The following is a 21,484-nucleotide window of genomic DNA, read 5'->3' on the forward strand; positions in this document are numbered from 1 at the left end:
CTGATCCACCGGGATCAGGGCTCATCAGCACACAGCTGCACTCATAGGCATCGGAGTAACTCATGGCGATTCAGCAGGGAAAGACCACGTGGCGGAAGTCCTCGTACTCGCTGGCCAACGGCGACTGCGTCGAGGTCGCGTCCCCTGTGCAGCGTTCCATCGCGGTTCGTGACTCGAAGGCCCCGCAGGGTCCGGCCCTGGCCTTCACCCCCGAGAACTGGTCCGCGTTCGTGGCGATCGTCAACGACGGATCGCACGCTCTCTGACCGACCGCGGAACTTCCGGCACAGCGCTGCGATCGCCGTACCGACCCTGCCGCACAGAGCCCTCTCGCCTGGCACGCCGTCCCGGCCGAGAGGGCTCGGTCATGTCCGCCCGCCGCTTCCGTCAACGAGTGGCGGGCGCGGCGCTTAGCCCGTTCGGTCGACGCCGGCCGACCGAACGGACCCGCTCGCGCTCAGCCCTTCTTGTACGGGCGGACCGTGCCCATGATCTTGTCGATCTGCTCGGTGGACAGGGCGTCCGGGACGCCCTGGTCGGCGTAGATGACCCAGCCGTGGAAGGTGCCGTCGGGCATCTTCTGGGCGATGCTCTTGACGATCGCGGTGGGCGGCACGCAGGTGCTCGCGCGGTTGTTGACCGTGACCTTGGCGGTGGCGGTCCAGCCCTCGAGGCCGTTCTTCGTCCAGGCCTTCTCGTCGGTGATCTCGATCTTCGGCTTGTTGGTCTTGCCGCCGTAGGCCATGAAGCCCCAGTTGCCCGCCCAGTTGCGGGCGTTCGTCTTGAGGTCGCCGTCCTTGCCGCCGCCCGTGGTGCCGACGGTGGCGAGCTGGCCCTTGCCCGCCTCGCCGATCGAGTCGGGGTTGGCGTTCGAGGCGCAGCCGCCCTCACGGAAGTTGGCGGTGCCGGTCATGACGACGACGGGCTTGCCGTTCTCGGTGTAGGAGACGGCCGTGCCGGTGGGGAAGACCTTCCACTTGTCGTCCTTGCCGGGCACGTCGTACTGGTAGAAGTGCTCCTCGCGGACCTGCGTCTGCCAGCCGGCGACCATCGGCTGGGAGGCGCCGGGTGCCGCCGGGGCGGCGCTGCCGTTGTCGCCCTCGCCCGGCTTGCCGGGCTGCCGGCCGGGCTTTTCGGGCGCGCCGGAGGCCTGGGACGGGTTCTTGGCCTCGCTGGTCTTCTCGTCACCGTCGTCGCCGGTGAGGAAGAACACCGCGCCGCCGCCGATGACGGCCAGCGCCACGACGCCTCCGATGACGGCGAGCAGCGTCTTGTTGCTCTTCGGCGGCTGGGGCGCGGGCCCGCCGGGGGCCGCGCCGTACGGCGGCATCGGAGCCGGAGCCTGATGCGCACCGGGCGGCGGCACCATTCCCGGGCCGCCGTACGGGGAGGGGCCGGGCACCGGGACCGCGCCGGGGGCCGGGTGGGCCGCCTGGCCGGGCACCGGGCCCGGTGCGGGCGGCGGGGGCGGAGGCGGCGGGACCGCGCCGGACTGCGCCGGGCCCGGCGGCGGGGGCGGCGGGCCCGGGACGGCGGGCTCGGAAATCATGGTGGGCGGCGGCGGGGCGGGCACGGCAGGCTGAGCGATCATGGTCGGCTGCGCGTGACCGTCGCCGTCCGGGCCCCAGGTGGGTGGCGGGCCGAAGCCGCCCGGCGGCGGGTTCTGCGGCTGCTCGGGCTGGTGCGGCTGCTGAGGGTTCTGGGGCCAAGACATGCGGGACACCCTACGTGCGGATCTGTAGCCGCCGGGTCGGGGGGATGCGACAGATCCGCAACACTTGTGCGAACGCGGACCGGACCTTCGCCGGTCGTTCGCCGACCGCTCGCCGGCCGCCCGTCAGTCGTCCCCCAGGACCGGCAGCAGCTGCGGCAGATGGCCGTCCGAGGCCAGCGCCGCGTCCTGCCGCTCCTTCGGCACCTCCCCGTACACCGTCGTGCGCGGCCGCGCCGGGCGCCCGGCGGACTCCGCGATCGCCACCAGGTCCCGGATCGAGCGGTACGAACCGTAGGAGGAGCCCGCCATGCGGGAGATGGTCTCCTCCATCAGCGTGCCGCCGAGGTCGTTGGCACCCGAGCGGAGCATCTCCGCCGCACCCTCGGCACCCAGTTTGACCCAGCTCGTCTGGATGTTGGTGATGTGCGGGTGGAGCAGCACCCGGGCCATCGCCGTCACCGCGCGGTTGTCGCGCAGGGTCGGGCCGGGACGGGAGATACCGGCGAGGTAGACGGGGGCGTTGGTGTGGATGAAGGGCAGGGTGACGAACTCGGTGAAGCCGCCGGTCTCCTTCTGGATCTCCGTCAGCTGCCGGAAGTGGCCCAGCCAGTGGCGGGGCTGGTCCACGTGGCCGTACATCATCGTGGAGGACGAGCGGATGCCCACCTCGTGCGCCGTCCTGACGACCTCGACCCAGGTGGCCGCGGGCAGCTTGCCCTTGGTGAGGACCCAGCGGACCTCGTCGTCCAGGATCTCCGCCGCCGTGCCGGGGATGGTGTCGAGCCCGGCCTCCTTGGCCGCGGTCAGCCACTCGCGGACGGACAGCCCGGTGCGCGTCGCGCCGTTGACGATCTCCATCGGGGAGAAGGCGTGCACATGCATGCCCGGCACCCGCTCCTTGACCGCCCGCGCGATGTCGAAGTAGGCCGTGCCCGGCAGGTCCGGGTGGATGCCGCCCTGCATGCACACCTCGACCGCACCCACGTCCCAGGCCTGCGCGGCGCGGTCGGCAACCTGCGAGAGCGAGAGGGTGTAGGCGTCGGCGTCGGTGCGGCGCTGCGCGAAGGCGCAGAAGCGGCAGCCGGTGTAGCAGACGTTGGTGAAGTTGATGTTCCGCGTGACGATGTAGGTGACGTCGTCGCCGACGGTCGCCCGCCGCAGGTCGTCGGCGATGCGGCACAGGGCGTCCAGGGCCGGGCCGTCGGCGTGCAGCAGGGCCAGGGCCTGCGCGTCGGTGAGCCGGGTGGGGTCGTCGGCGGCCTGGCCCAGCGCCTGACGGACGTCGGCGTCGATGCGCTCGGGCACCATGCCGGGCGCGGCGGCCTCGCGCAGGGCCTCCCAGTCGCCGTACACGTCGTCGAAGTCGTCGCGGCGGTCGGACGTGCGGCCCTCGGTGTCGACGGTCCGGTGCAGGTCGGTGCGGCCGGAGGCGGTGAAGACCTCCTCGGGTTCCTGCCAGGGGAGGCCCTTGACCTCGGCGTTCTCATTGGCCAGGCCGGTCTCGGGGTCGGCCAGGGCACGCACGTGCGGCATGATGCGGGGGTCCAGCCAGGGCTCGCCGCGCTGGACGAACTCCGGGTAGATCGCGAGCCGTTCCTTCAGCGCGAAGCCGGCGGCGGCCGAGCGCTCGGCGAGCTCCTCGATCTGGGGCCAGGGGCGCTCGGGGTTGACGTGATCGGGCGTCAGGGGCGAGACGCCGCCCCAGTCGTCGATGCCGGCGCCGATGAGGCGCGCGTATTCGTCGTCCACCAGGTTGGGCGGGGCCTGGAGGCAGCCGGAGGGGCCCATGATGTGCCGGGCGACGGCGACGGTGGCGAGCAGGTCGTCGAGGGTCGCGTCCGGCATCCGGCGCATGGCCGTGTCCGACTTGGCGCGGAAGTTCTGGATGATGAGTTCCTGGATGCCGTGGTAGGCACGGGAGATGCGGCGCAGCGCGAACAGCGACTCGGCGCGCTCCTCGGGCGTCTCCCCGATGCCGATCAGCAGCCCGCTGGTGAGGGGCACGGAGCTGCGGCCCGCGTCCTCCAGGTGGCGCAGCCGGACGGCGGGCTCCTTGTCGGGCGAGCCGTGGTGCGGCATGCCCGGCTCGCTCCACAGCCGCTGGGCGGTGGTCTCCAGCATCAGGCCCATGGAGGGCGACACGGGCTTGAGGCGCTGGAAGTCGGTCCAGGTCATGACGCCCGGGTTGAGGTGCGGCAGCAGGCCCGTCTCCTCCAGGATGCGGATGGAGACGGCCCGGACGTAGGCGATGGTGTCGTCGTAGCCGTGGGCGTCCAGCCATTCGCGGGCCTCGGGCCAGCGGTCCTCGGGCTTGTCGCCGAGGGTGATGAGCGCTTCCTTGCAGCCGAGTTCGGCGCCGCGCCGGGCGATGGCCAGCACCTCGTCCGGGGACATGAACATGCCCTCGCCCGCGCGGCGCAGCTTGCCGGGGACGGTGGCGAAGGTGCAGTAGTGGCACTTGTCGCGGCAGAGGCGGGTGAGGGGGATGAAGACGCTCTTGGAGTAGGTGATGACGCCGGGCCGGCCGGCCGCCTCGAGGCCCGCGTCGCGCACCCGGGCGGCGGAGGCGCACAGGTCGTCCAGGTCGGCGCCGCGGGCCTGGAGCAGCACGGCGGCTTCGGCGACGTCGAGCGCGACGCCGTCGCGGGCGCGCTTGAGCGCCCGGCGCATGGCGTTGGCGGTCGGTGCGGCCTGCTCGGGCCGCTCGGGTCGCTGGGCGCTCGAAGTCATTGTCCGAGCATACGAGCGCCCGCTGACAGGCGGAGGTACTGGAAGCATGCCTTCCGTGTGCCTCTCGTCACGTCATACGGAGGCACCCTCCGGAATAGCCCGGGGGCCCTCTCCTAGAGGAACTCCGCGTGCGCGTCCAGCGCCCGCAGCACCTCCGACTCGGGCGCCGACGGCAGCCCGACCACGACCTCCTGGATGCCCAGATCGGCATAGTGCGCGAGCTTGCCCGCCGAGGGATGGACGGCGTACGGCACCACGTCCGGCTCCCCCGGTCGTCCCGCCTCCGACCACACCCGCCGCAGCTCCGGCAGCGTCTCCCGCAGCCCGCTGCCGCCCACCGGCATCCAGCCGTCCGCGTACTCCGCGACATGCGCGAACAGCTTCGGCCCGGCCGCCCCGCCGATCAGTGTGCGCGGGCCCGTCAGCGGCCCGGCGTCCTTGCGCTCGCGCGGCGCCCTGACCGGCTTGGGGTGCGCCCAGCTGGCCTCCACCGAGCCGAATTCACCCTCGTACGCCGTCGGTTCCGTCGCCCACAGCGCCCGCATCAGCGCCATCCGGTCACGCACCAGCTCGCGCCGCGTACGCCACTCCACGTCGTGGTCGCCGGCCTCCTCCACGTTCCAGCCGTAGCCGATGCCGAGCGTGAACCGGCCACCGCTGAGGAAGTCCAGCGAGGCCACCTGCTTGGCGAGAACGATCGGGTCCTGCTGGGCGACGAGCGTCACCCCGGTGCCGATCGCGATCCGGTGGGTGACGGCCGCCGCCTGCGCGAGCGCGACGAACGGGTCGAGGGCACGCCCGTACTCGCGCGGCAGCGGGTCACCGGCGGGCGCCGGGGTCACCCGGCTGACCGGGATGTGCGTGTGCTGCGGCAGGAACAGCCCGGCGAAACCGCGCTGCTCCAGCTCATGGGCCAGTCGCACCGGGCCGATCGTCTCGTCGGTGAGGAAGGTCGTGGTGGCGATGCGCATGCCGGGGGCACCTCCGTCGTCGCGTGTGACCCACGGTAAGCCCTGACAGGCCGCCACGGACCCCACGACAAACAGCCGACACACAACTGGCCGACGCGGCGGCGCCTCCGCCAGACTGCGGCAGGCACCCGGCACCCGGCACACGCCCCGGCAGGCGAAGGAGCCCGCATGCACCGGCGCGACGTACTCAAAATGACGGCTATCGCGGGAGCGGCGAGTGTGCTTACGCTCGACAGCGTGAGGTTCGCCCACGCCGACGGCCGCGACCGGACCGCCGGCGAAGAGACCCGCAAGGTCACCGGCCGGCTGCCGGCCGGCGCTCCGGACTACGTCCACCTCCCCGTGGAAGTACCGCGCGGCGTCCGTGAGATCGCCGTCTCCTACACCTACGACCGGCCGGTCGTCCCGGCCGGCACCCAGGGCAACGCCTGCGACATCGGCATCTTCGACGAACGCGGCACCGAGCCGGGCGGCCCCGGCTTCCGGGGCTGGTCCGGCGGCGCCCGCACCGAGTTCGCCATCAGCGCCGAGCGCGCCACCCCCGGCTACCTCCCCGGCCCCGTGCGCCCCGGCACCTGGCACGTCGTCCTCGGCCCGTACACCGTGGCCCCGCAGGGCCTGGCCTACGAGGTCACGGTGACCCTGCGGTACGGGCCCGCCGGCACCACTCCGGAGCCGGTCTACCCGCCGCCACGCGCGCGTGGCCGCGGCCGGGCCTGGTACCGGGGCGACAACCACCTCCACAGCGTCCACTCCGACGGCAAGCGCACCCCCGCCGAGATCGCCGCGGCGGCCCGCGCCGCCGGGCTCGACTGGATCACGACGACCGAGCACAACACGACGTCCTCGCACGGCGCCTGGCAGGGCCTGTGGGGCGACGACCTGCTGATCCTCACCGGAGAGGAGGTGACGACCCGCAACGGCCACGTCCTCGCCCTCGGCACCGACCCCGGCACCTTCGTCGACTGGCGCTACCGCGCCCGGGACCGGGCCTTCGGACGCTTCGCCCGCAGAATCCGGCAGGCGGGCGGACTCGTCGTCCCCGCCCACCCGTACGCCACCTGCGTCGGCTGCAACTGGAAGTCCGGCTACGAGCACGCCGACGCGGTGGAGGTCTGGAACGGCCCCTGGGACCGGGACGACGAGACGGCGGTCGCCGCGTGGGACGCGATGCTGGTCGCCGCCGACGGGCGGGACGGCGGCGGCTGGCTCCCGGCCATGGGCAACAGCGACGCCCACCGCGAGCCCCAGGTGGTGGGTATGCCGCAGACGGTCGTCCTGGCCGACGACCTGTCCCGCGAGGCCCTGCTGTCCGGGCTGCGGGCGGGCCGCAGCTGGATCGCCGAGTCGCGGGCGGTCGACCTGACGTTCTCGGTGACGGGCGAGAGGGGCACGCACGCGGGCATCGGCGAGCGGCTGCGCGCGCGTGCCGCGACCGCACGCCTGACGGTCAAGGGCACGCCGCCCGGCTGCACGGCGTCGGTCATCACCGACCAGGGGGTGCTGTTCACCACGGCCGTCCCGGCGGACGGCACGGTGGAATGGCGGACGACGCCGGAGCAGTCCACGTACGTACGGGCGGAGGTGCGGCACCCGTCGGGGGCGATGGCGGCACTGACGAACCCGGTGTTCCTGAAGCGCGGGTGACGGCGCAGGTGCACCCTGGCGGACGGGTGAGCAACGGGCCGTAGCCGGCGCGCCGGGCGGCGGCGGGCAGGTGGGCCGGCGGCAGGGCGGGCGGCCCGCTGCTGTGCGCGACGAGTGGGGGCGGCTGGGGCGGGCGCGGGTGGGGCGGACGCGGGTGGGTCCGGATGGCCCCTTGTGCGGTTTGTGCGGTTTGTGCGGCGCACCGTGCCCACCGCAGCCGAGGGCGCATCCGCTTCACGCCTTGTCCTCCTGCCGCAGCAGCCGCTGGTGATGCAGCAGGTCTTCGGCGGCCCGCCCCAGGCTCCGGGCGAACGTGACGGCGGAGGCGTACCCGTCCCCGGGCCCGAGCCCCAACCGATGCCGGGCCTCACGGACGGCGCCGAGGGCACCGGAACGGACGGGGTCACCGGCGGACCGCATGTAGGCGTCAATCTCGACGTCGTAGGCGAGCCCGCGGAGGTAGGCGTTGAGCCGAGCGGTGAGGGTCCGCACGCGGGCGGGGGCGGGCAGCGACCGTTCCATGGCGATGGCTTCGCTGATCACGGCCTCGATCGGCTCGAGCGGGCGGGGTGGCTTGCTGGTGAGCGGTGCGCCGCAGTTGGCGGTTCGGGGGAAGAGCATGGCGGCTCCTTCAAGCGCGTGACGACTGGCGTCGATGGCTGAATAACAGTCCCGCAGCGACTACTTCACCCGCAAGCTGGGCCAACTCCCTTGCCGTAATTGGCATATGCCAAGCCGGAGCATGGCTTGCACGGGCGCATACAGGGGATGGAAAACTGCCAACAGGGCGAGCTCGACGACCAACAGGGGTTCGCCGTCGGCCAACAGGGTCGCGCTAGCGGGGTACAGGGGCGCGACGCTGGGTAAAGCACCGGGAGGGCTCAGGGTGGCTGCACGACGCGGTCCGACGTTCCGTCGGAGGGAACTGGGCAAGGAGCTCAAGCGCCTCAGGGAGAGGAAGGGCTACGGCACCAAAGAGGCAGCCGATGCCATCGAAAGCTCGGAAACGAAGCTCAACCGAGTGGAATCCGGTCACAATCAGCTGCCACGAGTCCGGGATCTGGAAGACCTGCTCGATTTCTACGGCGTCACCGACCGCAACGATCGTGAACACCTGCTGACGCTCCACCGCGACTCACTCAGCGCCGACTGGTACAGGCCGCACCAGAACTTCATGCCGTCTGGACAGTTGCTGTACGTCGGACTGGAGACGGACGCCACGGCGATGCGTGCATGGCACTCACAGGTGGTCTTCGGCCTCCTGCAGACCGAGAACTACGCGAGGTCCCTGTTCGCCACATCGAAGCCGGTTGACGAAAGAACCACCGAGTTCGTGGAGGAAAACGTGGCCCTCCGCATGAAGCGCAAGCAGATCATCCACGGCGCGGACCCGGTCGAGCTCCGGGTCATCCTCGACGAGGCGGCGCTGCGCCGCGCGATCGGCGGCCCGGACGTCATGCGCGAGCAGTACGAAGCGATCGAGAAGGTGGCGAGTCTCGACCACGTGACCGTGCAGATCCTTCCTCTGGATCTCGTCAACGTACCGCGCATTCGACAACTTCGTCCTGATGGACTTCGAAGCAGGCCTCGACCCCGTCGTCATGTTGGATGGACCGTCGGTGATGACGGTCGCCGACAAACCGCGCGAAGTCTGGAAGTACGCCAGGCGGTTCGATGCAATGCGGGAGAGCGCTTTGGCGCCGTCCAAGACGGCCGACTTCCTACACCGACTAGCAAGAGAGATCGATGATCACTAACACGCACCTGACAGCCCTGGAAATAGCCGACGAGAAACGCTGGTTCAAGTCGTCTCACAGCATCGACACTGGTGGGGGTAGCTGCGTCTCGATCGCCCCGCTGACCGACAAGGTCGGCGTGCGCGACTCGAAGCGCAAAACCGGCCCCGCCTTCGTCGTCCCGGCAGCGGCCTGGGCGTCGTTCATTGCTGGCCTCCGCGCCGGCCGCCTCGGATAAATCCGCCGACCTCTCCACGCTGCCGCCCCCGGCAAGAAGGCACCTCTCCGCCGGGGTAGCAGCGGAGAGGCGTGGGGGCGGGGAGATGGGGCTACTGCTTCGGCACTACGAGGCCCACCGCCATGAAGCAGAATCGCACGGCCGCCCAGCTCGTATTTGTCGAGGTGTACACGATGACCGATTGGTTGCCGAGGCTACCGATCTGGGACTGCGCGTTATATCTCTCATCAAAGGGAGTGGCGAGGGCGATCGGCGGCGACATGAAGGCCTCGTCAAATTTGATATTGAACGTGTGGGCGTTTGACTTTGTTGCGGTGAAGCCGGTTCCGGACCAGGTTCCGTCAGCGTTGATGTATCCGTACACCCGCTTCTCCACGGGCGGCGGATCCCCCACGAGGATCTTCAGGTCCACGGCCGTCAAGCCGCCGGCGATGGATAAACCACCCGGCACGGTCTTCTCGCCGGGCTGGGCGTCCGCGGCAGCCTGGACCGGCACGGAGTAGTAGAAACCCCCTGTCCCGTTGCCGATCGCCCCGGTCTCGAACCGCACCCGCTTCCTCGCGTCCTCCACGCTCGTGACATGGCATTCCTGCGGGCTGGGGTCGCCGTCCTTCGTGTAGTGGACCAAGCCGTCCGTGGGGAAGGACAGCCTGTCCGGCAGTTGGACCGTGATCGCCTCCGGCCCGGGAACCCCTGCCGGCTCGGCCCACACCTCGAACGTGAGCTTCTGGGTTTCTCCCGGCTTCAGGGCGAGCGGGTTGGGGTTTCGCTGCTTGATGTAGAACGCCATGTCGTGTGCCTCTCTTCTCCGTGAGCGGTTCCGCGGCCGGTGCCGGTGGTAGCGAGTGAACCGCTGACGGGCAATGATTCGATGAACGATTCATTGACACGCAGATGGCAGAGCCGTATTTCCTTTCACCGACCCGGCGGGAGAAGAGGTTACCGGTCGGCGTATGGGTGAATACACCCCGCAATGATCCGCTTCCGGTCGGCACCGCGTTCATCAAGCCGGGTACCGGCCAGGGTTGCCGATACTGCCGACATGAACTGCGCGCGAATACCGCCTCGCCTGCTGAGCGTCAAGTACGCCTTCAACAGGAGAAACGGGGGGAAGAAACGTGGCTCGAAAGAAGCGAAACACCAACCGGTCAGGAACCGGCCGACTCGAACCCGTATCTGTCGGATGAACGGATAGTCGCCCCAGTTCGGCCGTGGGGCGTCCGCCGACCCGGTCGCGCGCCCAGAGCCGTGAGAAGAACCGGGCGCGGCCCGTCATCGAGGTGGCGGGCCTTTCACCACGCTCCGCGCGGGTCGGCGTCCGCGACTCCAAACGCAAGAACGGCCCCGCCTTCGTCGTCCCGACAGCGGCTTGGGCCGCGTTCACTCGCGAGATCCTCGCCGGTGGGCCACACTGACCCACCCGGAAGGCCGTACCCGTCTGATGCCTCTCTCAGGGTTTCCTCCGGGTCGGAATCAGGGATACGCCTGTTGAGCCGGTGATCTTCGTCGAAGAGACTCGAAGCTGGTCCGGATATGCCCATATCCGGGACGTTCGTTGCTCTTCGACGGGAGACCACATGCACCGTTCCGCACCCCTGGCTCTGGCCGCCTTGACCGCTGCCATGGCGGCATTCGCCCCGGCCCAGGCGGCGCAGGCGTCCGCCGGCCTGGACCGCGAGGCGTTGCAGGAGGCGATCACGGTCCATCCGGGCGATAGCCTCGCGGGTGCCGTGGCCCAGGTGTACGGGTCGGGGCAGACGTGGCGGGGGTCGTCCGGGGACCTCGTCACCGGCAGCCCCGTCAAGGCCGGGGCCCGCTTCCGCATCGGCAGCATTGCCAAGCCGATGGAAGCGGTGGTGCTGCTGCAGCTCTCCGCCGAAGGACGGGTGGACCTGGACGAGACCGTGCAACACTACCTGCCGGGCCTGCTGCCGGACTCCTTCGCGCCCATCACCGTACGGCAGCTCCTCAACCACACCAGTGGCCTGCCCCACGACTTCGAGGGCGCACCCGCACCGTCCCAGGACGAGGTGATCGACCACCGCTTCGACTACTTCACCTTCGACCAGGTCATCCAGCAGACGCTCCGGCCCGAGGACAGGCCCTGGCCCGGCCCGAGGTTCGCCCCCGGCACCAAGCAGGAGTACAACTCCTTCGCCTACCGCATCGCCGGGAAACTGATCGAAGACCTCACCGGCCACTCACTCCAGCGCGAGCTCACCACCCGCATCCTGGCCCCGCTGAAGATGACGGACACCACCGCGCCCGGCCGCAACGCCCGAATACCCCGCCCGTACCTGCCCGGATACCTACCGAACAGCAAGGGCAAGCTGATCGATGTCAACGAACAGGGCGGCAACCCCTCCAGCATGATTTCCACCGCCGCCGACCTCGACCGCTTCGTCACCAGCCTGTTCAACGGCCGCCTGCTGCGCCCCGCCCAGGCCGCCGAGCTGCGCACCCTGCCCCGCGGCGCCGACGGCAAACTCCTTCCCTACGCCGACGGCTCCAACTGCAACACTGGCCCCGACAAGGGGTACGCCTGCTACAGCGTCGGCCTGACGTCCTTCCCGTTGCCCAACGGCTCGGCCATCTGGGGCAAGACAGGCTCCGACCTCGGCTACAAGAGCGGCGTCTTCGCCTCGCCCGACCTGAACCACCACGGCGCCTACGCCGTGGGCTTGGCCTCCTCCGACGGCCGCACCGCCAACGCCATGGCCAACCGCCTCGTACTCGCCACCTTCAACCGCTGAACGGATGCACCAAACGAACCCGCCTAGAGCGTGTCTCCTTGATCCGTTTGTCGGTTGATCGGATATACCCGTCCGACTAGTGATCACTGATGCGATGTGGGACCGGTTCAAGCCGTTGATGCCAGCCGATCCTGTTCGCGGTCGACGGTGGGCCAGCATCCGTGTTCCGCGAAGCGGGCCAGGAAGACCGAGAACCCGACCGGGCATCGTGCTGGCGGACCGCGCGTATTCGTCACGCGCGATCCGGTGTCGTCTCCGCCAACGCGGGATCCGCGCTGTCATTCCCCAGCCGTCCGACAAGCTCGCCATCGCCTACGGGGCAGCGCTCTACCTCGCTGCCATCCTCATCTGGGCCCGAGCGTAAGGGTGTCGGGTCGCACATTTTGCAGAGGCACGTCCTCAGCCCAGCGTGACAGCATGCGGCAATGGTCTTTGGACACCCCGACGGCGACTACGCGATCACCGCGATGTACTCCGTGCCCGATGACGCCTGGTACCTGGAACTGGATCTCGTGGCCGGGCAACGGACTCTTGTGACCGCAATCGTCCCCGACGAGGATCCGGCACGGGAGCCGACGGTGTGCTTCAACCCGCACGCAGGACACACTGACGTCCCGTACGAGGTCATGCGCTGGTTCATGCACCAGGTCGATGAAGAGATCCGTACCTCCCGTGCCTGGATGCGGCTGAGGTCGGAGCTCGTCGAGATCATCTATCAACTCCGTCAGGAGCACATGGGCGTCATCGACGATGACGACTTTCCCCAGGTTCTGGCGGTCGTGCGCACCACGGTCCCCGAGGAAGACCTCCCCGCCGTTCTAGAGGCCGCCTTCGGGCGGAATCCTGACGGCACCACCATTAACCACCGGCAAACGCCCCGGCCTGTAGACGGTCAGGGAGACAGGACCTAGCCGTCGTCAGAGCTGGTCCGCCTCCGTCGCCGCAGCGGTGCTGTCACCCACATCGTCAGTCCGACAAGGGACAAGATCACCGACCCTACGATGAGAGTAGGGATGCTCACCATGACAAATATGGCAAACAGCAGCTCTGCCCACGTCGGCTCGTCGCCCATCGTGCTCCCACCTTGCGCCATAAACGCCACGACGCCGGCAAGCAGCGATCAGTTCCGGATGCACGCGCCCGGATAGCGGGCGGCGCCGGGCGTCCACCGACCCGGACGCGCGCCCAGAGCCGTGGGAAGAACCGGGCGCGGCCCGTCAGCGACGGCGGCGGGCGTTGAGGCGGGCGGCCTGCCGGGTCAGGTGGGCGCGTTCGGCGAGGTTGGGGGCCTTGAGGGCCGCCTCGGCGTACAGCCGGGCCGCCGTCGCCAGGTCGCCGGCGCGCTCGTGGAGGTATGCCGCCACCGCGGTGTGTCGGGGCAGGGAGGCGTCCAGCTCGGCGAGGGCCGCCAGGCCGGCGCGCGGTCCGTCGGCCTCGCCGACGGCGACAGCGCGGTTGAGCCGGACGACCGGGCTGTCGGTGAGGCGGGTGAGTTCGTCGTACCACTCGACGATCTGCGCCCAGTCGGTCTCCTCGGCGGTGGGCGCGTCGGCGTGGAGGGCGGCGATGGCGGCCTGGGCCTGGAACTCGCCCAGGCGGTCACGGGCGAGGGCCGCCTGGAGGATCGCGACGCCCTCGGCGATCAGCGCGGTGTCCCACCGACCCCGGTCCTGCTCGGCGAGCGGCACCAGGCTGCCGTCAGGCGCGGTCCGGGCGGCGCGCCGGGCGTGGTGGAGCAGTATGAGGGCGAGCAGTCCGGCCACCTCGGGGTGGTCGATGGCGGCGGCGAGCTGCCGGGTGAGCCGGATGGCCTCGGCGGCGAGGTCGACGTCGCCGGAGTAGCCCTCGTTGAAGACCAGGTAGAGGACGCGCAGCACGGTGGCGACGTCGCCGGGCCGGTCGAAGCGCACGTCGGAGACCGTGCGCTTGGCGCGGCTGATGCGTTGGGCCATGGTCGCCTCGGGCACCAGGTAGGCCTGGGCGATCTGGCGGGTGGTCAGCCCTCCGACGGCGCGGAGGGTGAGCGCGACGGCGGACGCCGGTGTCAGCGACGGGTGGGCGCACAGGAAGTAGAGCTGGAGCGTGTCGTCCACGGCGGGCGCGGGGCCGGGCGCCGGTTGCTCGTCGACGAGGTCCTCTCGCCGGCGGCGGGCGGCGTCGGCGCGAGTCGCGTCGAGGAACTTGCGCCAGGCCACGGTGATCAGCCAGCCCTTGGCATCGCGCGGAGGGTCGGCCGGCCAGACGCGGAGGGCCTCGACCAGCGCGTCCTGCACGGCGTCCTCGGCCGCCGCGAAGTCGGCTCCGCGGCGGACGAGGACGGTGAGCACGCTCGGCGTGAGGCTCCTGAGCAGGGCCTCGTCCGTCGGAGACGCCTGGGGGGTCACTCCGTGATGGTGGGCGGCGCGACCAGGAACGGGCGTACCTCCAGCCACTCGTGGATCGGCTTGCCGCCGGCCCCCGGCGCGGCCGACAGCTCGCCGGCCAGCTCGACGGCGCGTTCGTAGCTGTCGACGTCGATGATCATCCAGCCGGCGATGAGGTCCTTGGTCTCGGCGAACGGTCCGTCGGTGACCGGCGGGCGCCCCTCGCCGTCGTAGCGGACCCACGCGCCTTCGGGGGCGAGCGCCTGGCCGTCGACGAACTCTCCGGTCTTCTCCAGCCGGGCCGCGAAGTCGTTCATGTACTGGACGTGGGCCGAGATCTCCTCCGGCGTCCACTGGTCCATCGGCACGTCGTTGACCGCGGCCGGGGCGCCGCGGTAGTGCTTGAGCAGCAGGTACTTGGCCATGATGGTTCTCCTCGGTGCTCGTGCGACCCATTGTGGTCGCGTTCACCCCGGGGACGGAGCGGGACGCGGGTTCTCGACATCGCCGTCCGATTTTTTTCGGATTCGTGCCTCTAGCAGGACTCTTCCAAGTACGTGCGCGCCAGCGCCCCCGCCCGGGTGAACCAGTCGGCGATCACGGCAATTTCGTCCGGCGCGTACTCCTCGAGGAGCTCCGTGAGGAGTGCGTAGTACGGCCCGTAGACGGCCATCACCCGCTCGGTGGCGGCCGGGACGGCGATGACGCGTACGCGGCGGCGGTCGGCGGGGTCCGGCTGCCGGGTGACGAAGCCGCCGCGCTCGAGGCGGTTGAGGATGCCGGTGACCGCGCCCGTCGTGACGTGGGCGCGTACGGCCAGGTCGCCGGCGGTGACCGGGGAGTCGCCGGCCTCCAGGACGTACGCGAAGCAGATGAGGTCCGTCACGCTCAGGCCCAGGTTCCGGGCGAACTCCTGCTGGCCGATCGCGCTCGTCGCGATGAGGTGGTCCATTGCGGTGATCGCGTCCGCGGCGGAGGCGGCAGGGCGGTTCTTGCCCTCCATTGAAAGTCCCTTAGTGCGTGAGATAAATTCCTTACTTGCTAAGCCATCATAGGTCGGCGCCGGTGGCTCTGCCGCGGCATGCCGTGGCACGACCGGCCCGAACAGGGGGAGTCAGGGCACATGAGCGGACACGACGACGGGCACACCATCGCCGGATGGACCGGTTGCGCCATCGCGACGGTCGGCGCCGGGATCACCGGCGCGGGCATCTGCGGCTGGAGCCCGGGGATCTGGCTGGGCATCGGTGTGATGGCGGCAGCGCTGGTCGTCACCTGGGCCCTGCACCTCGCCGGCTGGGGCAAGCCGCCCGGCATCCGGCCCACCGCCCAGCGGGGCATGAGGGTCCGGGACCACGCGGCGCGTGACGGGCACGCCGGCTGCCTCGGCTGCCGGCTGGCCGGGCGACGCGGCACCCGGACGCGCGAGGACGCCGCGCCGGAGCCCGTTGTCATCGCGTCCTCCCGGTAGGAAGTCGGCGGCCGACCTGTGGCGGCCGACCTGTCGTCCTGACGGGCCAGGCCCGGCGCGTCCTGACGGGGCCCGCGCCCGGCGCGTCCCTCCGACGGACCCGCGCCCACCCCGTCCGGACAGACCCGCGCCCGGCGCGTCAGGGGCGCCGGGGCGGGACAGTGAGCAGGGCGCGGTAGGTCGCGGCGTCGGCCGGTTCGCCGACGCGTCGGCCTTCGGCTTCGACCCAGGCGTGGGCCGCGAACGGGTGGGTGCGCACCCCGGTGGTCCAGGTCGGCCAGACGCCGCGCATCCGGCACAGCAGTGCGGTGGCCAGGGAACGCTGCAGGCAGTACCTGCCGGAGCACAGCACGCTGACCGCGACGACATCGCCGCGCGCGGTCAGGGCCTGCTGGTACGTGGCCGGTGCGGCGCCGCGGCGCGCGGCGCACAGCAGGGCGCGGATGCGACGCGGGGGCAGGTGGGCCAGCAACCGTGCGGCGGCCACCGCGATGTGTGCCGCGAGGCGACGGCGCGGACCGGGCGCACGGCCGGCCGGCAGGACCTGGCTCACCGGGTCACCAGGCCGGCTCGGGTCAGCTGCTCCAGGAGCGCGTCGACGTCGGCACCGGCCTGCTGCCCGCTCACCGGGCAGGTGGCGGTCAGGCCGGCGGCGGCCTGCTCCGGGCCGGCGCCGTCGAGGAGGGCGTGGACGACGATCGCGCCGGTGCGGTTGAGCTGCCAGTAGCGGCCGGTGCGCTCGTCCAGCAGCACCATGCCGTCGCCGGTGTCGCACGCGGTGACGTCAGTGCGCAGTCGCATGCTCATCGGTGTGCTCCCTCAGGTAGGCGGGGACGGGGTGGGCCGCCACGTCGCGCAGCCATTCCTCGACGGCGAGGGTGGCCTCCAGCGCGGGTCCGGACCGGTCGAGCAGACCGGGGCTGAGCAGGGCGTGCCGTAGCCCGCGCTCGTCGGCGAGGCCGGCGGCGACCAGGTGGGAGTCGGCGGCCCAGGCCGCCAGTTCGGCCTGGTGGTGACGCAGGCCCGCGTACCACTCCACGGTGGAACCGTCCTTGCTGGTGCGGGCGAGGATCCGGTCGGGGACCAGGCCGCGCATCGCCTCGGACAGCAGGGGCTTGTACGACCACGGGGTGCGGGTGTCCTGCAGGCGCACGGCCAGACAGGCGCTGACGACCGCGTCGTCGCAGTACGGCGAATCCGCCGGAAGGCCGGCGGCCGCCGCCTCGAAGGAGAGCTGCGCGGCGGTGCGTCCGGCGGCCTGGGCCTGATCGATCCAGGCGTGCCGTCCCCGGTCGCCGGCCAGCGGTGTGGCGTCCCGGGCGGCCTCGCGCAGCAGGGCGGCGGCGATCTCGGCCGCCTGGTGGCTCGCCCAGGCCGGAAGCGCGGGGCGGGGGCCCCACCCGATCGGTGCCGCGCCCGGCCCGGCGTCCTGGTGCAGTGCCATGGCGGTGGCGGCCAGCCAGGCGGCGTAGGAGCGAGCGTCGATCAGCGCGCGGGCGGTGGTGCGCAGCGGCCAGCGCCCGCGGGCGCGGTAACCGGCGACGTGCCGCAGCCCGACGGCCGGATGGTGACGCACCAAGGGGTGCACGTACTGGACGGGAGCCTGGACGACATGGTCCCCGCCGAGCCCCGACAGGCGCCGCACGGCCCCCGCCGCGCGCATCGCGTCCGCGATGTGCCGCTGCTGGGCGCGATCGCGCAGCGCGACGGACGGCTCGTCGCCCGGCTCGCGACGTTCCCCGATGCCGGTGAGGCAGACGGGCAGGTCGCCGGGCCCGAACACCAGCCGTTCGGCGCCGGGCAACTGGGCGGCGGCCCGGTCGGCGAAGGCGGCGTCCTCGCTGCCGGGCGCCGCCCAGTGAATCGTCGCGGTCACCAGGTCGGCTCCCGCTCGCGCGGCCAGGAAGCACAGCGAGGTGGAATCCAGCCCGCCGGACAGGTCCGCGCCCAGCACGTGTCCCGGGCGCACCCGCGCCTCGACCGCCTCCAGCAGGGCCCGGCGCACCCCGGGCGCGCCGACGGCCAGGGGCAGCTCGCCGGGCGGGGCGGTCCACCAGCGCGTCGTCCGGGAACCGCCGTTCCCGTCGCGGTGCGGACCGCCGTGCCCATCGAGGTGCGAACCGCCGCCCCCGTCGAGGCGCGAACCGCCGTCCCCGTCGAGGTGCAGCGCCTCGCCTCCCGGCACCGCGCGCACGCCCCGCCACATTCCGCCGCCGGCCAGCGGGTGCGGCAGGGCGGGAAGGACCAGGCGCGACGCCAACTGCCGCACATCCGGCTCGGCACCGGTCAGCCAGGCCAGCGTGCGGGCCCGGTCGGCGGCGACCGTCACCCCGTCGATCTCGGCCCGGTACAGACGCCGGGCCCCGGACAAGGTCCCGCGCGCGTACACCCGGCCGGCCACGGAGGCGACCACGTGGAAACTCCCGGCGGCGTCGACCACAACCGATTCGACGTCCGAGGCGGCACGCACCGACCGCAGCCGCCCGGCCAGCGTGCTCTCGCCGAGTGAGCACGTCCCGGCCAGCGCCACCCGCGTGGTGCCGCGAGCCGCCACGGTGACCTGCCCCGGCTCCCAGCAGCCGACCAGCCACGGCCGGCCCGAGGCATGCGGCAACCGCCGGCAGGCGTACCGGCGGAGCTTCTCGGCGACGGCGGGCGCCGGTTCGCGGTCCGGGAGGACCACGAACCAGCAGGTGCCGGACTCAGCCATCGAAGTAGCTAAGGGGTCCTTCCCATTCCCAGCCTCCGTCGCCCTCGGTCCTGTCGGTGAAGTCACCGACCTCCACGAGCAGCGGCGGCTCATACACCGTCTGGGGCTGTTCGATCTGCCGTGTCTCATCCATCACGAGATCACCTCCCGAACGTAGGTGCGGAACTTCCGCACTCCACCAGGCGAGCAACCGACGAGGACCGGCGCAGCTGGGATGCGTCCGAATGGGTGAACGAGGACGGCGAGGCCCCGCGGGCCCCGGACGGTGACGTCAGCGTCCCCCGGACGCCGTCTCCGACCACACGACCGCGTCCGCCATGACGCCCGTCGTGAAGCTCTCGCTCGTCGCCGTGACGGTCAGGGCGGCCATGCGGCCACCGTTGGTCCTGACGCAGAGCACGGTGCCCTTCGACACCTCGGCGAACTTCATCCCCTGCGTGGAGACAAGGTCCGCGCACTCCTTGCGGCTGGGCTTGCCCCGGCCCTGCCAGACGGCGAGATTCGTCTCGTTGTCCAGGCTGTCCGAGCCGGAGAGCCGGGGCGGCTTGCTGACCAGGCCCAGGCGGACGTCCCTCGTGTACCTCTCCATGGTCGGCGGGACGGCATCGAGCTTTGGCCCCTGCTCGGCGAGGCGGACGGTTCCCGTCCACTGGACCGCGTCCTCGGTCGGGGACACAGCCCCGGAGGGGGACGAGCCGACGCCCCCGGCACCCGCCGCCCCCGCGCCCCCGCCCGCCTGAGCCGAAGGCGAAACGGGTGCTGTCACCGATGGCGAGGTACCCGGCGGGACGGCACTGTTCGGCGAGGCACCGTCCCGGTTCCCGTCATCGTCGCCGAGCTTGAGCATGAGCACGACCGCGCCAACCGTCACCACCACGGCCGCCGCGCCCGTCACCGCGAGCCACAGCTTGCTGCGCGGTTCGGCGTAGTGGTTGACCTGGGTGTTGAACTGGCCGGTCTGCGCCGCGGCTGGCCCGCGGAAGTCGTTGCCGGAGGTGCCGGCCCTGGGCCCCTCCCCCGCCCCGGGCTCGCTCACGCCCCGCGCCCGAAGTAGTTGCGCTGCTGGTTGTGGTCCCCGGTCTGTACGGCGGTGGGGCCGTGGAAGGTGTTTCCGGACACGCCTCCGCCGCCGGCCGGCGCCTGCCGCGCCCGGTCCTCGACCAGGGCCCGGATCTCGGCCACGACGTGCGCGCGACGGTCCTCGGGCAGGCTCTCCAGGAGGTCGGCGACGCGCGTCTCCCAGGCCACCTGCTGACGCTGCCGCTGCCTCTCCCCCTCGCCCGTCTGCCCCTCCGGCCCCTCGAGGCCCTCCAGGGCCGCGGCCGTCCGGTCGAGCCGTTCCAGTTCGACCCGCTCGCGCCCGCTGTCCCCCATCCCCAACAGCCGGGCCAGCCGGCCCCGGAAGCCGTTCCAGGCATCCGTACCGGCGGCCTGGACCACCGCGGTGCCGACTGCCGTGGCCAACACCGTCAGCGACTCACCGAGCATCTGCATCCCCCTCTTCAACACCCGCCCTGCAACACACGTCTACTACACGCGCGTTCGGGCATCGTACGGCGGTGTCGGCCGCGACATCCATGGATGGCCGACACCTGATCCACTCTGATCCGCCCTGATCCGCCTGACTGGCCCCACCCGACCCGGCCGGGCACGGATTGTCGGGTCCGGCAGGGTGGTGCCTTCGTAGCGTGGGTGAACGAAAGGGAAGGAGGCCGCGGTGCTGGAGCGGCTGAACCAGGCCATGGAGCACATCGAGTGCCGTCTCGATCAGCGGATCGACGTGGCCGAACTGGCACGGATCGCGGTGACGTCGGAGTACCACTTCCGTCGGCTGTTCTCCGCGCTGGCGGGGATGCCGCTGTCGGAGTACATCCGGCGCAGGCGGCTCACCGTCGCCGGTGCCGAAGTGCTGGCCGGGCAACGGACGCTCCTCGAGATCGCGGTGCGGTACGGCTACACCTCCGGGGAGGCGTTCGCGCGGGCGTTCCGTGTCATGCACGGGGTCGGTCCGGGCGAGGCCAGACGGTCCGGTGCGAGCCTGCGGTCGCAGTCACGGCTCTCCTTCCGTCTCACCGTCGAAGGGAGCAGCGACATGCGATACCGGATCGTGGAGAAGGAGGAGTTCTGTGTGGTGGGGAGGAAGGCGCGCGTCCCGCTCGTGTACGAGGGGCTGAATCCCGCCATCGCCGAGTTCATCCGGAGCCTTGGCCAGGAGACGCTGGAGCGCATCGAGCGCCTGTCCGATCAAGAGCCGCAGGGAATCGTCTCCGCGACCGACAACCTCGACCCCTGCCGTACGGAGGGAAGCGAACTCGACTACTACCACGGGGTGGTGGCCCACGCCGCCGTCCCGGTCCCCGAGGACATGGACGCGCTCTCCGTCCCGGCCGGGACGTGGGCCGTCTTCGAGTACTCCGGGCCGTTCCCGGAGGCGCTCCAGCACCTGTGGCGGGACGTCTACACGCAGTGGTTCCCGTCCAACCCCTACCGGAGCCGGCCGGGCCCCGAGATCCTGCGCACCCGGCTGTCGGAGGACGGGGCACGGGCGGACGCGGAATTGTGGATACCGGTGGAACGGACGCCGGCAGCCTGAGTAATCAGCGCAATCAGCAGTGACGTGCGGCGGGGGCCTGGTGCCGCCGCCGCACACCGCACACCGCACACCGCACACCGCACACCGGCAAAGTGCCGCCTACCGGCAGAACGCGTGCGCGGTGCCCAGGATCTGCGTCGTCTGCTGGGTGTTGGTGCCCAGTTCCCGCATCGTCTTCTTGACCGCGTCGCCGAGGGCCGCGCCCCGGGCGGCGCAGAGCGCGTTGCCGTGGGTGACGAGCACGTCGTCACCGAGGTGGTCCAAATCCGGGTAGTTCTTCCGCAAGGTCCTCAGGTAGAGCGCGGACGACATACCCGTCAGCGTGCGTGCTTCCGCGGACGGGGACGCCGGCGCGGGAGCGGAGGCCGACGGGGACGCCGACGGGGTGGACGGTGCCGACGAGGCACTCGAGGGGCTGCCGCCGGATGCGTCGCACGCCGTGGTGCCGAGAGCGGCGACCGTGAGGCAGAGGGCGAGCAAGGGCAGACGCTTGTTCATGAATCTCCTGGTACATAGGTGAGCGGGAGACATTCTCACCTATGTCCCGTGCGTCACTCC

Annotated in this window: 24 protein-coding genes and 2 pseudogenes; 11 read left to right on the forward strand and 15 right to left on the reverse strand. The window is 71.4% G+C overall.

Going from position 1 to position 21,484, the window contains the following annotated elements; translation table 11 throughout:
- Positions 1-62 precede the first annotated feature (62 nt).
- Positions 63-266 (forward strand): DUF397 domain-containing protein, encoded by a 204-nt coding sequence (locus tag ACIG36_RS17870; RefSeq protein WP_399928271.1) that lies wholly within the window; start codon positions 63-65, stop codon positions 264-266.
- Positions 267-457: 191 nt separating this feature from the next.
- Here the strand turns inward: ACIG36_RS17870 and ACIG36_RS17875 are convergent, their stop codons facing one another.
- From ACIG36_RS17875 to ACIG36_RS17885, 3 genes are all read right to left on the reverse strand, one after another.
- Entirely contained in the window at positions 458-1,714 is a 1,257-nt protein-coding gene (locus ACIG36_RS17875) for a hypothetical protein (RefSeq protein ID WP_399928274.1), read from the reverse strand.
- Between the two features lie 123 nt (positions 1,715-1,837).
- On the reverse strand, positions 1,838-4,444 hold the full coding sequence (locus tag ACIG36_RS17880) for a bifunctional FO biosynthesis protein CofGH (RefSeq protein ID WP_399928277.1): 2,607 nt from the start codon (positions 4,442-4,444) through the stop codon (positions 1,838-1,840).
- Positions 4,445-4,557: 113 nt separating this feature from the next.
- On the reverse strand, positions 4,558-5,415 hold the full coding sequence (locus tag ACIG36_RS17885) for a TIGR03619 family F420-dependent LLM class oxidoreductase (protein WP_399928280.1): 858 nt from the start codon (positions 5,413-5,415) through the stop codon (positions 4,558-4,560).
- 168 nt (positions 5,416-5,583) lie between these two features.
- Between ACIG36_RS17885 and ACIG36_RS17890 the strand changes: the two genes are divergently transcribed.
- On the forward strand, positions 5,584-7,062 hold the full coding sequence (locus ACIG36_RS17890; RefSeq protein ID WP_399928282.1) for a CehA/McbA family metallohydrolase: 1,479 nt from the start codon (positions 5,584-5,586) through the stop codon (positions 7,060-7,062).
- Positions 7,063-7,296: 234 nt separating this feature from the next.
- On the opposite strand, the gene ACIG36_RS17895 is transcribed toward ACIG36_RS17890, so the two are convergent.
- Entirely contained in the window at positions 7,297-7,683 is a 387-nt protein-coding gene (locus ACIG36_RS17895) for a DUF6415 family natural product biosynthesis protein (RefSeq protein ID WP_399928284.1), read from the reverse strand.
- A gap of 121 nt (positions 7,684-7,804) precedes the next feature.
- Between ACIG36_RS17895 and ACIG36_RS17900 the strand changes: the two are divergent.
- The 3 genes and pseudogenes from ACIG36_RS17900 to ACIG36_RS17910 form a co-directional block, all read left to right on the forward strand.
- Positions 7,805-8,536 (forward strand): annotated as a pseudogene (locus ACIG36_RS17900) (helix-turn-helix domain-containing protein); the annotation flags it as partial.
- 127 nt (positions 8,537-8,663) lie between these two features.
- Entirely contained in the window at positions 8,664-8,819 is a 156-nt protein-coding gene (locus tag ACIG36_RS17905) for a hypothetical protein (protein WP_399928287.1), read from the forward strand.
- The gene (locus ACIG36_RS17910; RefSeq protein WP_399928290.1) at positions 8,809-9,036 is read left to right on the forward strand and encodes a DUF397 domain-containing protein; all 228 of its coding nucleotides are present in this window, start codon (positions 8,809-8,811) and stop codon (positions 9,034-9,036) included. Before ACIG36_RS17905 ends, ACIG36_RS17910 begins: the two co-directional genes overlap by 11 nt.
- Positions 9,037-9,127: 91 nt before the next feature.
- On the opposite strand, the gene ACIG36_RS17915 is transcribed toward ACIG36_RS17910, so the two are convergent.
- Positions 9,128-9,826, reverse strand: a complete 699-nt coding sequence (locus ACIG36_RS17915; protein ID WP_399928292.1) for a hypothetical protein — start codon at positions 9,824-9,826, stop codon at positions 9,128-9,130.
- Positions 9,827-10,316: 490 nt separating this feature from the next.
- On the opposite strand from ACIG36_RS17915, the gene ACIG36_RS17920 reads away from it, so the two are divergent.
- The 4 genes and pseudogenes from ACIG36_RS17920 (at position 10,317) to ACIG36_RS17935 (ending at position 12,700) form a co-directional block, all read left to right on the forward strand.
- The gene (locus ACIG36_RS17920; protein WP_399928936.1) at positions 10,317-10,451 is read left to right on the forward strand and encodes a DUF397 domain-containing protein; all 135 of its coding nucleotides are present in this window, start codon (positions 10,317-10,319) and stop codon (positions 10,449-10,451) included.
- A 162-nt stretch (positions 10,452-10,613) separates the two neighbouring features.
- Positions 10,614-11,789: a serine hydrolase domain-containing protein gene (locus ACIG36_RS17925; RefSeq protein WP_399928295.1), complete on the forward strand. Its 1,176-nt coding sequence runs from the start codon at positions 10,614-10,616 to the stop codon at positions 11,787-11,789.
- A 151-nt stretch (positions 11,790-11,940) separates the two neighbouring features.
- Positions 11,941-12,153: pseudogene (locus ACIG36_RS17930) on the forward strand (IS5/IS1182 family transposase); the annotation flags it as partial.
- 61 nt (positions 12,154-12,214) lie between these two features.
- Positions 12,215-12,700, forward strand: a complete 486-nt coding sequence (locus tag ACIG36_RS17935) for a hypothetical protein (protein WP_399928297.1) — start codon at positions 12,215-12,217, stop codon at positions 12,698-12,700.
- 306 nt (positions 12,701-13,006) lie between these two features.
- Here the strand turns inward: ACIG36_RS17935 and ACIG36_RS17940 are convergent, their stop codons facing one another.
- From ACIG36_RS17940 to ACIG36_RS17950, 3 genes are all read right to left on the reverse strand, one after another.
- Complete coding sequence (locus ACIG36_RS17940) at positions 13,007-14,173, reverse strand: RNA polymerase sigma factor (RefSeq protein WP_399928300.1); 1,167 nt, start codon at positions 14,171-14,173, stop codon at positions 13,007-13,009.
- Entirely contained in the window at positions 14,170-14,577 is a 408-nt protein-coding gene (locus ACIG36_RS17945; RefSeq protein WP_399928302.1) for a YciI family protein, read from the reverse strand. Before ACIG36_RS17945 ends, ACIG36_RS17940 begins: the two co-directional genes overlap by 4 nt.
- Before the next feature lie 110 nt (positions 14,578-14,687).
- The gene (locus ACIG36_RS17950; RefSeq protein ID WP_399928304.1) at positions 14,688-15,155 is read right to left on the reverse strand and encodes a MarR family winged helix-turn-helix transcriptional regulator; all 468 of its coding nucleotides are present in this window, start codon (positions 15,153-15,155) and stop codon (positions 14,688-14,690) included.
- Between the two features lie 120 nt (positions 15,156-15,275).
- Here ACIG36_RS17950 and ACIG36_RS17955 point away from each other — a divergent pair, with 120 nt between their 5' ends.
- Positions 15,276-15,623 carry an HGxxPAAW family protein gene (locus tag ACIG36_RS17955; protein WP_399928306.1) on the forward strand — a complete coding sequence of 116 codons (348 nt, stop codon included), beginning with the start codon at positions 15,276-15,278 and terminating at the stop codon, positions 15,621-15,623.
- 139 nt (positions 15,624-15,762) lie between these two features.
- On the opposite strand, the gene ACIG36_RS17960 is transcribed toward ACIG36_RS17955, so the two are convergent.
- From ACIG36_RS17960 to ACIG36_RS17985, 6 genes are all read right to left on the reverse strand, one after another.
- Positions 15,763-16,176 (reverse strand): lasso peptide biosynthesis B2 protein, encoded by a 414-nt coding sequence (locus tag ACIG36_RS17960; protein WP_399928309.1) that lies wholly within the window; start codon positions 16,174-16,176, stop codon positions 15,763-15,765.
- A complete protein-coding gene (locus tag ACIG36_RS17965) occupies positions 16,173-16,424 on the reverse strand; it encodes a lasso peptide biosynthesis PqqD family chaperone (RefSeq protein WP_399928312.1) in 252 nt (83 codons plus the stop codon). The genes ACIG36_RS17960 and ACIG36_RS17965 overlap by 4 nt, the downstream gene beginning before the upstream one ends.
- Complete coding sequence (locus tag ACIG36_RS17970; protein ID WP_399928315.1) at positions 16,408-18,333, reverse strand: asparagine synthase-related protein; 1,926 nt, start codon at positions 18,331-18,333, stop codon at positions 16,408-16,410. Before ACIG36_RS17970 ends, ACIG36_RS17965 begins: the two co-directional genes overlap by 17 nt.
- Entirely contained in the window at positions 18,326-18,466 is a 141-nt protein-coding gene (locus ACIG36_RS17975) for a lasso RiPP family leader peptide-containing protein (protein WP_399928939.1), read from the reverse strand. The genes ACIG36_RS17970 and ACIG36_RS17975 overlap by 8 nt, the downstream gene beginning before the upstream one ends.
- A 138-nt stretch (positions 18,467-18,604) precedes the next feature.
- A complete protein-coding gene (locus ACIG36_RS17980) occupies positions 18,605-19,369 on the reverse strand; it encodes a hypothetical protein (protein ID WP_399928317.1) in 765 nt (254 codons plus the stop codon).
- Positions 19,366-19,821, reverse strand: a complete 456-nt coding sequence (locus ACIG36_RS17985) for a hypothetical protein (RefSeq protein WP_399928319.1) — start codon at positions 19,819-19,821, stop codon at positions 19,366-19,368. Before ACIG36_RS17985 ends, ACIG36_RS17980 begins: the two co-directional genes overlap by 4 nt.
- Before the next feature lie 229 nt (positions 19,822-20,050).
- On the opposite strand from ACIG36_RS17985, the gene ACIG36_RS17990 reads away from it, so the two are divergent.
- Complete coding sequence (locus tag ACIG36_RS17990; protein ID WP_399928321.1) at positions 20,051-20,926, forward strand: GyrI-like domain-containing protein; 876 nt, start codon at positions 20,051-20,053, stop codon at positions 20,924-20,926.
- A gap of 99 nt (positions 20,927-21,025) precedes the next feature.
- Here the strand turns inward: ACIG36_RS17990 and ACIG36_RS17995 are convergent, their stop codons facing one another.
- Positions 21,026-21,424 carry a hypothetical protein gene (locus ACIG36_RS17995; protein WP_399928323.1) on the reverse strand — a complete coding sequence of 133 codons (399 nt, stop codon included), beginning with the start codon at positions 21,422-21,424 and terminating at the stop codon, positions 21,026-21,028.
- Positions 21,425-21,484 lie beyond the last annotated feature (60 nt).

Origin of the sequence: Streptomyces sp. NPDC053048 (assembly GCF_044547045.1) — a bacterium.
Lineage (GTDB): Bacteria > Actinomycetota > Actinomycetes > Streptomycetales > Streptomycetaceae > Streptomyces.